This window comes from Psychroflexus halocasei (assembly GCF_900107595.1).
Lineage (GTDB): Bacteria > Bacteroidota > Bacteroidia > Flavobacteriales > Flavobacteriaceae > Psychroflexus > Psychroflexus halocasei.
In genome coordinates this window covers 24,170-36,919 of record NZ_FNQF01000012.1, presented here as the reverse complement: position 1 = coordinate 36,919, position 12,750 = coordinate 24,170, and the positions used below count along the sequence as shown (strand labels likewise).

13 protein-coding genes and 1 tRNA gene are annotated in these 12,750 nt (G+C 33.2%); 4 read left to right on the top strand and 10 right to left on the bottom strand.

Going from position 1 to position 12,750, the window contains the following annotated elements; all coding sequences use genetic code 11:
- Positions 1-901 precede the first annotated feature (901 nt).
- The 4 genes from BLV84_RS11605 to BLV84_RS11590 all read right to left on the bottom strand — a co-directional run bounded on the left by BLV84_RS11605 (position 902) and on the right by BLV84_RS11590 (position 3,455).
- A tRNA-Arg gene (locus tag BLV84_RS11605) sits at positions 902-975 on the bottom strand.
- A 122-nt stretch (positions 976-1,097) separates the two neighbouring features.
- Complete coding sequence (locus BLV84_RS11600) at positions 1,098-1,934, bottom strand: OmpA/MotB family protein (RefSeq protein ID WP_093245781.1); 837 nt, start codon at positions 1,932-1,934, stop codon at positions 1,098-1,100.
- 76 nt (positions 1,935-2,010) lie between these two features.
- Entirely contained in the window at positions 2,011-3,003 is a 993-nt protein-coding gene (locus tag BLV84_RS11595) for a glycosyltransferase family 2 protein (RefSeq protein ID WP_093245776.1), read from the bottom strand.
- Positions 3,000-3,455 (bottom strand): type I restriction enzyme HsdR N-terminal domain-containing protein, encoded by a 456-nt coding sequence (locus BLV84_RS11590; RefSeq protein WP_093245771.1) that lies wholly within the window; start codon positions 3,453-3,455, stop codon positions 3,000-3,002. Before BLV84_RS11590 ends, BLV84_RS11595 begins: the two co-directional genes overlap by 4 nt.
- A 46-nt stretch (positions 3,456-3,501) precedes the next feature.
- On the opposite strand from BLV84_RS11590, the gene holA reads away from it, so the two are divergent.
- Positions 3,502-4,509 carry a DNA polymerase III subunit delta gene (gene holA / locus BLV84_RS11585; RefSeq protein WP_093245766.1) on the top strand — a complete coding sequence of 336 codons (1,008 nt, stop codon included), beginning with the start codon at positions 3,502-3,504 and terminating at the stop codon, positions 4,507-4,509.
- Positions 4,510-4,584: 75 nt separating this feature from the next.
- Here the strand turns inward: holA and scpA are convergent, their stop codons facing one another.
- Genes scpA through udk form a run of 4 tightly spaced genes read right to left on the bottom strand, consistent with a single transcriptional unit; the run spans position 4,585 to position 9,059 of the window.
- Positions 4,585-6,711, bottom strand: coding sequence for a methylmalonyl-CoA mutase (scpA, locus tag BLV84_RS11580; RefSeq protein ID WP_093245761.1), 2,127 nt, complete (start codon positions 6,709-6,711; stop codon positions 4,585-4,587).
- A 10-nt stretch (positions 6,712-6,721) separates the two neighbouring features.
- Positions 6,722-8,104 carry a methylmalonyl-CoA mutase subunit beta gene (locus BLV84_RS11575; protein WP_093245757.1) on the bottom strand — a complete coding sequence of 461 codons (1,383 nt, stop codon included), beginning with the start codon at positions 8,102-8,104 and terminating at the stop codon, positions 6,722-6,724.
- Positions 8,101-8,433: an FtsB family cell division protein gene (locus BLV84_RS11570; RefSeq protein WP_093245752.1), complete on the bottom strand. Its 333-nt coding sequence runs from the start codon at positions 8,431-8,433 to the stop codon at positions 8,101-8,103. The genes BLV84_RS11575 and BLV84_RS11570 overlap by 4 nt, the downstream gene beginning before the upstream one ends.
- Positions 8,434-8,450: 17 nt before the next feature.
- A complete protein-coding gene (gene udk, locus BLV84_RS11565; RefSeq protein ID WP_093245747.1) occupies positions 8,451-9,059 on the bottom strand; it encodes a uridine kinase in 609 nt (202 codons plus the stop codon).
- Positions 9,060-9,230: 171 nt separating this feature from the next.
- Here udk and BLV84_RS11560 point away from each other — a divergent pair, with 171 nt between their 5' ends.
- From BLV84_RS11560 to BLV84_RS11550, 3 genes are read left to right on the top strand one after another with little or no spacing between them, the layout of a single operon-like run.
- Positions 9,231-9,791: an RNA polymerase sigma factor gene (locus tag BLV84_RS11560; protein ID WP_093245742.1), complete on the top strand. Its 561-nt coding sequence runs from the start codon at positions 9,231-9,233 to the stop codon at positions 9,789-9,791.
- The gene (locus BLV84_RS11555; RefSeq protein ID WP_093245737.1) at positions 9,788-10,441 is read left to right on the top strand and encodes a hypothetical protein; all 654 of its coding nucleotides are present in this window, start codon (positions 9,788-9,790) and stop codon (positions 10,439-10,441) included. The genes BLV84_RS11560 and BLV84_RS11555 overlap by 4 nt, the downstream gene beginning before the upstream one ends.
- A 23-nt stretch (positions 10,442-10,464) precedes the next feature.
- Positions 10,465-11,580: a coiled-coil domain-containing protein gene (locus BLV84_RS11550; protein WP_093245733.1), complete on the top strand. Its 1,116-nt coding sequence runs from the start codon at positions 10,465-10,467 to the stop codon at positions 11,578-11,580.
- A 55-nt stretch (positions 11,581-11,635) separates the two neighbouring features.
- Here the strand turns inward: BLV84_RS11550 and BLV84_RS11545 are convergent, their stop codons facing one another.
- Positions 11,636-11,917 carry a 4a-hydroxytetrahydrobiopterin dehydratase gene (locus tag BLV84_RS11545; RefSeq protein ID WP_093245728.1) on the bottom strand — a complete coding sequence of 94 codons (282 nt, stop codon included), beginning with the start codon at positions 11,915-11,917 and terminating at the stop codon, positions 11,636-11,638.
- A 5-nt stretch (positions 11,918-11,922) separates the two neighbouring features.
- The gene (locus BLV84_RS11540) at positions 11,923-12,723 is read right to left on the bottom strand and encodes a sugar nucleotide-binding protein (protein ID WP_317041023.1); all 801 of its coding nucleotides are present in this window, start codon (positions 12,721-12,723) and stop codon (positions 11,923-11,925) included.
- Positions 12,724-12,750: the final 27 nt, after the last annotated feature.

Sequence of the window (12,750 nt, the reverse complement as noted above, 5' to 3'; positions counted from 1 at the left end):
CATGCAAGATTAATATAACAATTCGTCCTAAAACTCTTGGGGCTAGCCCCAAGAGTTTTAAATATTAATTTTGCACTTATTACTTGAACTTAGAAATGATAAAAACGCAGATTCCTTTATAAATTCATTCAGACTGCTAAAATAACTGCATAGAACAACGTATATAGCTCATTAGTTGACTAATCGAAGTTAGGGCATATTTGGAAGTCGCCAAATTTTTATCATTACACTTCTAGAGACAACTTTCCAATAAAAAGATAAATAGTAAAATTTGGCTTGTACTCAACCGAAAAATAATTGCTAATTTAAACGCTACTAACCATATACAAAACCATTGCCCAGTATTTTAAAAATCAATCTGAGCTCAAACCTAATAATAACATCTAAAATCGAAAAATTGAAGAAATAAAAAAAGCGCCAAAAAGATATAAAAGGGTACAAAAGTATAAAGAGCAATATCAAGAACAAAATGATTTTTGACGACTTCAATTGATTTTCATTTTCGATAAATCATTACTCTACAAAATCGGCCTATTAACTGACTCAATCTTGATATTGTTATAACTACTTTAATTGAGTAAGCCTTAAGTTTCATCACGTCATATACCAATAACTAAAGCTATTTTAATTTGTGTGATAAAGTCAGTTTTAGATATTCAAAAAAACAAAATCACTCGACTTTAACATGCCAAAATAATGGTATAAAACAAGATAACTAGTTTAGAGTAAGGAGGTGTTCAATAGAAAATATATGAAATAAATTTAGATCAACTAATAATTTCAAAATAGCGTTTCATAAATTATCTGATGTTGTAAGATAGTTAACAATAAAAGGCGACACATATTGCTTTTTAAAAACAAGAAAGCCACTGATTATCAGTGGCTTGTGTTTGTTCTCTTGTGATCGCACCAGGATTCGAACCTGGGACCGCCTGCTTAGAAGGCAGGTGCTCTATCCAGCTGAGCTATGCGACCTTAATTTGCGGTTGCAAAGTTAATCTTTTTATTTATTTACGCAAGATTTATTTAGATAAATAAAATAAAAAAAGTTGCACTTTGAAAAGTGCAACTTTTTTAAAATATCTATAGAACTTTAATTATTCAGCGTTCTTCATACCTTCTTCAATCATTCCAAAAAACTGATCTAATTTAGGTAAAACAACGATTCGTGTTCTTCTGTTTTTAGCACGACCTGTTTTGGAGTCATTACTTGCAACAGGTAAATATTCACTACGTCCTGCAGCAGTCATACGTTTAGGATCAACGTTGTAATCGTTTTGTAATAATCTTACAACTGCAGTTGCACGTTTAGTACTTAAATCCCAGTTATCTTCAAAGCACTCTCTTGAAATCGGCACATTATCAGTATGTCCTTCAACCATAAAGTCAAAGTCTGATTTGTCCTTGACAACTTTTGCAACTTTCCCTAAAACACGTTTTGCATCACTAGTGATTTTATAACTTCCACTTCCGAAAAGAAGCTTGTCAGAAATAGAAACAAAAACAACTCCTTTTTCAACACTAATTTCAATGTCTTCATCATTTACATCGTCTAGAGCTCCTTTAAGACTTGTAACAAGCGCTAAAGTGACACTATCCTTTTTATTAATTGCATCACGCATAGTTTTGATCTGTAAATCTTTTTCTTGGATACTTTCTAACGAACGCTCCAAGTTTTCAGCACCTTTCTTTGATAATGATGCTAAATCCCCTTGGCTATTTAACAAGGCAGCATTAGTGTTTTTTAAGGTGTTCACTTGATCTTTAAAACTTGCTTTTTTCTCTTCACAAACGCTCAGAGCCATTTCAGCCGATTTTAAATCATTTTCGGTTTTCTTCAGGTCTTCTTCAAGTTGTGAATACTTCTTGTTCGACACACATGAAGTTCCCATTAGTAATACGGCAAATAATCCAATGCCAATTAATTTTTTCATGAGATTCTAATTTTAAATTTATTGATTAACAAAAATATGACTCTAGACAGCATTAATACTGATATTAACAATTTTTTTATTTAATACTGCTTTCGTGCTTTCTTCTTTTGAAATATCTATGCCAAACTATACTTTTCGTATTATAATATTTAACATCACTAAAAGTATTTTTTCTCTTGTTTTTCATCTTGTTGAAATTCAGTATCATACTGAAATAAGCTTTGTAAACAGTAAAGAAATTTTTTATTTGGAAAGCAAAAAGAAATTTAAGACTCGCTAAAACATCAAGCATAAATCGTTGTAAAATAAGAAAATTTGTATGCTTAGGTGTGTTTTTAATAATGTTGTAAAGTGAGTTTCTAAAATTCAGGTAAGTCTTTCTAGGGTTATTGTAGTTTAAAGTACCACCGCCTAGGTGAAATACCTCACTTTCAAAGGTGTACCAAATTTCGAAACCAAAATTATGCATCCGCCAGCACAAATCAATTTCTTCCTGATGTGCAAAATAATCTTCATCAAAACCACCTAGATTTTCATAGATTTCTTTCTTCACGGCAAAGCATGCACCGCTTGCCCACATAATTCTACAGTTTTCATCATATTGTTGTTGGTCTTCTTCAATAACGTCAAATATTCGACCTCGACAATAAGGATAGGCCAACTTGTCTAACAAACCACCGGCTGCTCCTGCGTATTCAAATTTATTTTTTTCTAAATAAGATTTAATTTTTGGCTGAACTGCTGCAATGTTTGGTGAGGATTCTAAAGTTTTAATGAGAGATGTAATCCAGTTTGGCGTGACTTCAACATCGCTGTTTAAAAGAATCCAATATTTTTCTTTAACATGTTTTAGTCCATGATTATAACCTTCAGCAAAACCATAATTTTCCTGATTTTCAATAATATGAACCTGTGGAAATTCTTTTTTTAGAAATAAGACAGAATCATCAGTTGACGCATTATCAATCACATATATTTTGGCTTCTTGTGAGTGAGAAACAACTGAAGGTAAAAACTCTTTCAATAGTTTTCGTCCGTTCCAATTAAGAATAACGACAGCTGTTTTCATTTTCTTAAAGATTTAAAATCTGGTAAACTTCTTAAGAAAATATAAGTTTCTTTTTCATAATCAATTTGGCAATAATAATGCTGAATACCGTTAGTGACCATCAAGTAATCTGCTTTTAATATCATGTTGTATCTCGCAATCTGATCAAAAGTATCTTGTGTGATTTTAACTGAAGGTGCTTTGCATTCAACTAGTAAACGTATTTTTCCGTTGGGCTGATAGCCAACCAAATCATAACGCTTAGACATGCCATTGATCATCACTTGTTTCTCTTCATTGAGTAAATTGATGGAAAAGTTTTTTTCTTTGACTAAATATTGAACGCAATGCTGTCTCACCCATTCTTCTGGTGTAAAATGTAAATACTTTTTTCTGAGTCTTGAAAAAATAAACTTATTATTTTCATTACTTTTGAGGTCGAAGTGATATGCGGGAAAATTTAAAACTTGCATGCGCCAAAACTACTAAATAATTTCATTTTTAAAGTGATTTCATCCTATGAAAGAATCTTCCAAAATCATCAAAGATATTAAGCAAAAAAACTTCAAACCTGTCTATTTTTTGGTTGGAGAAAACGAAACTTTTTTTGTTGATAAAATTGCTGACACGATAGAAGAAACTGTTTTATCTGAAGATGAAAAAGCTTTTAATCAAAGTGTTTTGTACGGAAAGGATGTGACAATGGACGAAGTTGTCGCTAGTGCAAAACGTTTCCCGATGATGGCTGAACATCAAGTTGTTATTATCAGAGAAGCTCAGAATTTATTAAAGCAAATTGATGATTTGGTCTCTTACCTTGAGAATCCTCAGCCAACTACTATTCTTGTTTTTGTGGTAAAATATAAAAAGGCTGATGCACGTAAAAAAGCAGTTAAATTATTAAAAAAGAATTTTGTTTTTTATCAAACCAAAACAATTTATGATAATCAAGTGCCTGAATGGATTTCACAATCCATGCATTCTGCAGGTTATACGATCGAACCAAAAGCATCAATGATGCTGGTCGAATTTCTTGGTGTGAATTTATCTCACATTCAAAAAGAATTGGAGAAAATACAAAGCATTTGTGAGCCAGGAACACGCATTACGCCTGAAATTATTGAGGAAAATATTGGTATCAGTAAAGATTACAACAATTTTGAGCTCACAAAAGCAATAGGGATGAGGGATGAAACTAAGGCTTTTAAAATTATAAACTACTTTGCTCAAAATCCGAAGAATAATCCTTTGCTTTTAACAACAGCACAACTTTACGCTTACTTTCAAAAAATCGTAAAATATCATGCCTTAAAAGATAGATCAAAAGGAAACATTGCTAAAGTCTTGGGTATTCATCCATTTTTCGCTGATGAATATAATAAGGCCTCTACTTTTTACTCTTTACGTCAGGCCACACAAAATATTCATCATATTAAAATGATAGATTTAAAAGGGAAGGGCGTTGGAGCACATCAAATCCCACAAGGTGATTTACTCAAGGAACTCTTGGTAAAGATTATGAGATAGTTTTATATATAGAAAAACAAAAAACGGATTGATCTAAAAAGTCAATCCGTTTTTTGATGACTAAAAAATGATTTTTTAAAATGAATCATTTAAAATTTCGAGAATTTGTATTGCAGCATCACTGATTTTACTACCAGGACCAAAAACAGCAACTGCGCCAGCATTAAATAAATATTCATAATCAGCTGAAGGAATGACACCGCCAACAATAACCATGATGTCTTCTCGTCCTCTTTTCTTTAATTCTTCAATCACTTCAGGAACCAGAGTTTTGTGTCCTGCTGCTAATGATGAAACGCCTAAAACATGGACATCATTTTCTACAGCTTGCTTTGCTGCTTCTTGTGGAGTTTGAAAAAGTGGACCAATATCAACATCAAATCCAACATCAGCATAACCAGTTGAGACAACTTTTGCGCCTCTATCATGCCCATCTTGACCCATCTTAGCAATCATAATACGTGGACGTCGGCCTTCTTTTTCAGCAAACTCATCGGCGAGTTGCTTTGCTTTTTCAAATGATTCGTCTGTTTTCATCTCTTTACTATATACACCGCTGAATGATTGGATTTTGGCTTCATGTCTGCCGTAAACTTCTTCTAATGCCATACTGATTTCGCCTAAAGTTGCTCTCGCTTTTGCAGCTTCAACGGCACTTGCTAATAAGTTTCCTTTTTCTTCACGTGCAATTTTGGTTAAGTTCTTTAAAGCTTCATCAACTTTATTTTGATCGCGTTCAGCTTTGATTTTATCAAGTTTTTCAAGTTGCTGGCGGCGAACGTTTTGGTTGTCAACTTCAAGAGTAACAATCGGATCTTCTTTAGGAAGTCTGTAGGCGTTAACACCGATAATTTTATCTGTACCGCTGTCGATTCTTGCTTGTTTTTGCGCAGCCGCTTGTTCGATTCTCAGTTTAGGAATACCAGCTTCGATCGCTTCTGTCATACCTCCAAGTTTTTCAACTTCTTGAATATGCTTCCAGGCTTTATCAGCGATATCTTTAGTTAGTTTTTCAACGTAATAGCTACCAGCCCAAGGATCAACAGTTTTTGTGATTTGCGTTTCTTCCTGAAGATAAATTTGTGTGTTTCTTGCAATTCTCGCAGAGAAATCTGTTGGGAGCGCAATGGCTTCGTCAAGTGCATTGGTATGCAAACTTTGCGTTCCGCCGAAAGCAGCTGCTGAAGCTTCAATGCAAGTTCTGGCGACATTATTAAACGGATCCTGCTCTGTTAAAGAATAACCACTTGTTTGACAATGTGTTCTTAAAGCTAATGATTTTGGATTTTCCGGATTGAATTGTTTGACAAGTTTTGCCCATAGCATTCTTGCAGCTCGCATTTTAGCGATTTCCATAAAATGATTCATTCCAATTCCCCAGAAAAATGAAAGTCTGGGTGCGAATTTATCGATATCCATTCCGGCTTCAAGTCCTTTTTTGATATATTCAACACCATCGGCTAAAGTGTAAGCCAACTCAATGTCAGCAGTAGCTCCAGCTTCTTGCATATGATAGCCAGAAATACTGATACTGTTAAATTTAGGCATATTCTGAGATGTGTATTCAAAAATATCAGAAATGATTTTCATCGATGGTGTTGGCGGATAGATGTACGTATTTCTCACCATAAACTCTTTCAAAATATCATTTTGAATTGTCCCTGATAACTTTTCAGGTGTCACGCCAGTTTCTTCAGCCGCAGCGATATAAAAAGCCATAATTGGTAAAACAGCGCCATTCATTGTCATGGAAACTGACATTTTATCAAGCGGAATCTGATCGAAAAGCACTTTCATGTCCTCAATTGAATCAATTGCAACACCTGCTTTCCCAACATCACCAACAACGCGTTCGTGGTCAGAATCGTAACCGCGATGCGTTGGTAAATCAAAAGCGACAGAAAGTCCTTTTTGACCTGCGGCTAAATTTCTTCTATAAAAAGCGTTACTTTCTTCAGCTGTTGAAAATCCTGCATATTGCCTAATTGTCCATGGTCTTCGAACATACATAGTAGAATACGGACCGCGTAAATAAGGTGAGATTCCTGCAGCAAAATTTAAATGATTGACTTCTTTTAAATCTTTTTCTGAATATTTTTTCTTAATCGAAATTCCTTCAGCCGTTGAGGATTTTTCTTTAACTTCTTGCTGTTTTTCAGATTGAAGTTTGAGTGTGATATCTTGAATATTGTGACGTGCCATGATTTCTTTTTTAAAGATTAGATTTTTCTTGTGCTAATCTTTCTTGTTCAATTTTTGACGCTATTCGAGTTTCCATAATGGGCTCTAGCAAAGTTTTACGAGATTTCTTTTTTAGGAAAGGATAAAGCTCTAACTCGTGAGTCATCTTATCTTCTTTATTCTCGTATTTATTGGTTCCAACCATAACGAAATCTTGATTTTCAAGTTTTGAAACTTCGATTTCGGCAGATGTTTTAATCATCTTTTGGAGTTGACCCTTAAAAAGTTGATCGATGAAACCTTCATTTTTTTCTATTTTTTTAAACAGTTCTAAAGCGTTTTCTGAAAGTTGTTGCGTCAAGTTTTCAATGTAATAACTCCCATCAGTTGGATTTGAAACCTTATCAAAATAACTTTCATTTTTTAAAATCAAAAGTTGATTACGTGAGATACGTTCACCAAACTCATTTGTTTTATGATAAATTTCATCAAAAGCTAAATTGTTAATCCAATCTGCACCACCAAGAGCTGCGCTCATACATTCAGTTGTTGTTCTGAGCATGTTGACATTATAATCGTATAAACTTTTATTGCGTTTCGTGGGTTCAGCAATAATATTGATCTCTAAATCAAAAGTGTAAGTCTCAACTAAACTTTCTATTAAAATCCTATAAGCCTTAATTTTTGAAATTTCAAAAAAGTAGTTTGAGCCTACAGAAACGATGAGGTTCAAATGAAATTTTTTAATTTCAGTTTGGCTCGATTCAATCATGTTGAGATATTCATTGAGATGTGATAACGCAGTGGCCAATTCTTCGGTTAAGTTTGCACCTGCATTTTGATATAATCGCGCATCAACTGAAAGCTGATGATTCAGATTTTTAAGTGAAATCAATTGACTGAAATTATTAAGATCAGTTTCTTTATTACTCATCCAGTTGCCTGTTTTAGCCAAGTGATGGAGCGGATCGCAACATAGCTTAACATCAATATCAAGAGCTTTTATTTTTTGGTCTAATTTTTCAAAAAAATCACGATCAAACTTTAAAGCCTCAATAAAAACGGGAACTTTTTTTGCGTTGATGATATCAAGTAATTCAAAGAGTTCTTCATTTGCTTCTGGCAAAATTAACCATAAGCTTTCTGCACCTCTATCAATAACATCTGTTGCAATTTGCTTGACAGATGTGTAGTTTTCAAGATAGATTTTTTCGGTGATGAGCCAATTATCTGTTTGCGGTAAACTAATTGATTGATGCGAATCTTGATGATAAAAAGGCTTGATGTCAATTCCTTCAGCCGTTGATGTTACAAGTGTTTCGTTATAATCTAAACCTTTGAGGTCAACTTGTATTTTTTGCTTCCAAGCTTTCTCAGAAATTTGTTCAAAATCATTAAATAATTCTTCACTCATTTTGATGTGTTGTTTTTTAAACTATCCTCGTACTCAATGATATAAACTTCTTCATTTTTTCTTTTCATAAAGTAAGTTTCACGCGCAAATCTTTCAATTTCGATACTGTCAGTCAGCGTGCTTAGTGTTTGTTTATCTTTTTGAGTTTCTTTGAGGTAATAAGCTTTGTTATTGTTTAATTCATTGATTTCTGCATTGAGTTCTCGATGTGTCAACCATGAATTTGTATCTAAAAATAGCATCCAAATTAAAAAAATCAAACCCACAAGTACATAAGTATTCCCCAGTACTTTAAACCATCTTTTTTGTTTGATTTCCTTAAACTTCATTGTATAAATTTACAAAATTAAACCAATTTTTCCTTGATAATTGTCTGAACAATATCAATCGCAACGGTATTGTAACGGTTATTTGGAATGATAATGTCTGCATATTCTTTTGTTGGTTCAATAAATTGTTGATGCATTGGTTTTAATGTTGTTTTATAACGATCGACAACTTCATGTAAATCTCTGCCGCGTTCAGCAATGTCTCTTTTTAATCTGCGCATCAATCTTTCATCGCTATCTGCATGAACAAAGATTTTGATGTCAAACATTTTTCTGATCTCCGGATGAGTAAAAATCAAAATGCCTTCAACAATCATTACTTTACGTGGTTTTGTAGTGATTGTTTCTTTTGTGCGATTATGTTCTGTAAATGAATACTCAGGTTGCTCTATTGATTTTCCAGTTTTTAAAATTTGTAGATGCTCAACTAAAAGATCAAAATCAATTGATTTTGGGTGGTCAAAGTTAATCTTCACGCGTTCTTCAAGGGTTAAATGTGAGGTGTCTTGGTAGTAAGAATCTTGGGAGATGACATCAACTTCATCATGTTGTAATTGGTTAATAATTTGGTTAACAACCGTTGTCTTTCCACTACCAGTTCCACCAGCAATACCGATTATGAGCATAAGTTAATTTTTGACAAAAATACATAACCCAACTCATATATGAAACTACATCAGATGATCTCATTTGAAAAACCACACATTAAATGATCAAGAAACCCAATAAATATTTTTTTTGAGCACTCAGGCAACCAACATTCATTTATTTTCGTCTTTATAAATAGAAGCTTAATTGTGAAAATCATAAAACTACATACCGAGCTCGGTCAACTTATTAAAAAAGCAAAGCGAAATGATCGCCGAGCGCAATATGAGTTATATCAGCGATTTGCACCAAAAATGTTGAGTTTGTGTCGGATGTATATCAATGATATTCAGTTTGCAGAAGATGTTTTGTCTAAGGCTTTTGTCAAAGTTTTTAAAAAGATGTCAAATTTTAAAGGTCCAGAAGAAGCATTTTTCAGTTGGATGAGGCAAATTGTCATTCGTGAAGCTATTGACTTTTTGAGAAAATTAAAAGGTTTAGAGTTTCCAACTGATGATTTTTCTATGATGGAGCAGGTTAATGAAACTGAAGATTCAGTTGGCATATCTCAGAGTGAAATTCAGCATTTTCTTGATGAATTGCCAGAAGGTTACCGGACGGTTTTTGTTTTACATGTTATTGAACAGTATCCGCATCAATCCATTGCAGATTTATTAAATATCAGTGTAGGAACATCAAAATCACAATTGTACAAGGCGAAAAAAATGTTGAAAGAGAAAATGAATCATTCCCAAAATCGATTCTTATGAAGGATTTAGAAAAAAATATTCGAACTCAAATGGAAGAGAGAGAAATTCAGCCTAGTGAACATGCGTGGTTTAAAATAACTGAAGAATTAGACCGACCAAAGAAAAAATCATCTCAAAAACTTTATTTTATTCGAGGTCTTGCTGTTGGCTTGGTTTTATTTTTTGGGATCTATATTTTTTATGAACCGCAAAAAAGCAATTCTAAAATTCCTGCAAATGAAAATTTTGTAGAAGTTGAAATGCAAACAGAACAAACACAAAACAAGCATCTTTTATTAGAATCACAGGGTGTATCTTTTGTGAAAATCCCAAAACAAAAAATTTCAATTTACCGAATCACTTCATCAAAAACGCAAGCTTTTTCAAATTCTCAAAAGATTTCAAATTATGCTGAAACTTTATTAAGGCAAGTAGAAACTGAAATTCAGGCCGAAAACATGTCTCCAATTGATGAGGTTGAAATTTTATTGGCTGAAGCACAATCAAAATTAAAGACGAGTGAAGATCAGAAAATCATAGCAGAAATTTCTGCAGAAGAACTTTTAGCAGAAGTGAATGCTGATATTGAAGATGAAAGCTTCAGAACCAAAGTCTGGTTCGCCATTAAAGAAAAATTTAAGGAGGCTAAATCAGCCTTAACCAAATTATAAACACTTATTAAATACAAAGAAAGATGAAAAAAATGACACTTATTTTCTGTGTGCTGAGCCTATTTTACATTGGCAATGTTCAGGCACAAGTCACGCCAACAAAAGACAGCATAAGCTTGGCAACACAAGAAAATTTAGAGAAGCTTCTCAATCAAATTGAAAAAGAGGAAGTTTCAGCTTTAAAAGCAAAAGTTAAAGCCATTGATGCGCGATATGATGCAAATGAAATCACCAAGTCTGAAAGTGATCAGCTCAAAAAAGAAGCCTCTGAATTGACAGCTGAAAATATTCAAAACCGTCAAGAAATTGCCAAACTTTCTGCTGACTATGCTAAAAGAAATAATGTTCCTTTAGAAAACATGGACGACTTGAGATCTGTCACAGATAGTATGAAGGTTGGCGCTCTCAGAATAGTGAGTCAAAAAGATAGTGAAGGCGAATTAAAAACTTTAAAAATTTCTATTTCCTCTTCCGAAGATGATGATAAGGAAAAGAAACCAACAGCGCAAGATCGAACTTTCTCTAAATTGGTTTTTGCGGTTGGGTTTAATAACACTTTTAACGATGGCGAATTTATGGAAGATCCAAATTATAAATTTGCAGCAAGTCGGTATTTTGAATTCGGTTGGCAGTGGAGTACACGTGTTTTTAAAGAAACTAATTTTTTAAGGTTCAGATACGGATTGGCATTACAATTTAATGGTCTAAAACCTGAAGATAATCAATACTTTGTTGAAAATGGAGACCAAACTGAGTTACAAGACTTTGCAATAAATCTTGATAAATCTAAACTGAGAATGGATAATTTGATTATGCCTTTACATTTAGAATTAACAAGTTCAAAACGAAAAGATACTGAACTTCCTAATTTTACGAGACCAGCTTTTAAACTTGGGTTAGGTGGATTTGTTGGTTTAAATTTACACAACAAGCAGAAATTAAAATATAAAGAAGGAGGAGACCATTTTAAAATCAAACAGCGAAGCGATTTTAACACCAATAACTTTTTGTATGGTTTAAGCGGTTATATCGGTTGGGAAGGTGCGCAGCTTTACTTTCAGTATAACTTAAATCCAGTTTTTAAAGATAATCTTGTTGATGAAAATAACTTCCAAATCGGAATGCGATTTGAGATTTAAGAATATAATTATTTGATGGCCAGTATGAAAAAGTCACTTTTAAGAGTGACTTTTTTTACTTATAAATAGCATCAATTTTTTCCGCCAAATCAAAATCTTTTTCAGTTATTCCGTCTGCATCATGCGTATTTAAGCTGATTTTGACAGTGTTGTAAACATTCTCCCAATTTGGGTGATGCGTTAATGCTTCAGCTTCAAAAGCAACACGCGTCATAAAAGCAAAAGCAGATTTAAAATCATCAAAAGTGAATTCCTTTTTGATTACATCATCATGAAGTTTCCAATTATTAAGACTCTTTAATTTTTCTTGAACTTCGTTTTTAGACATTTTTTCCATAAAATTTAAATTTTTACTGAATTATAAATCACATCTTCGATTGTTATCGTGAGATGCTCAGGTAAGTTATGAAATTTTGGTAGAACAGCAATATAACGATCTCTGTTGGAACTATATACGTTTTTAAAAAGCGGAGCTTCAAGCTGTAAGGCATCACATATTTCTTCAATCAATTCTTTATGGTGAATCAAGTCACTGCTGCCTAAATGGTAGGTGCCTTCTAAATCACGATTAATAATGTAATGAATTTGTTGCGTAAACTTTTGATGTGTTGTCGCATTAATGACAACATTCGGGAAAACTTCAATGGCTTCATTAAGATCGTAAAGCAGTTTTATTTCCTTAACTTTTGGAGAATTATACCCGAAAACCATCGGTAGGCGAACAATTGTAAAAAGCGCGTTTGGCAATCGCATTAAAGTGTTTTCAATTTTAATTTTTGATTTTCCGTACACACTTCCGGACAAAGTTTTGTCATATTCATAAGAAGGATAATTGGTGAAAGCATCAAAAACATTAGCTGAAGAAACATAAATGAGCTTGCTTTCATGGGTTAATAAAAACTCAGCAATCCTTTCGTGAACGTGAACTTGACCTGCAAAATTCCCTTTGAGACAAGAAATAATGATATCGGGTTTCAGATCTTGGAGAATATAATGAATGGGATCTATCTCTAAATCCCATTCAATAAATTTTTGATTTTTCAGCAGCTTTTCATCTGGCGTATGGTAAGTGCCATAAACATCAAAATATGGATGTAACTCTCTATAAAGCTCACCACCTAAAAAGCCACTAGCGCCTAAAATCAGTATTTTCTTTTTGTCTGTAATCTT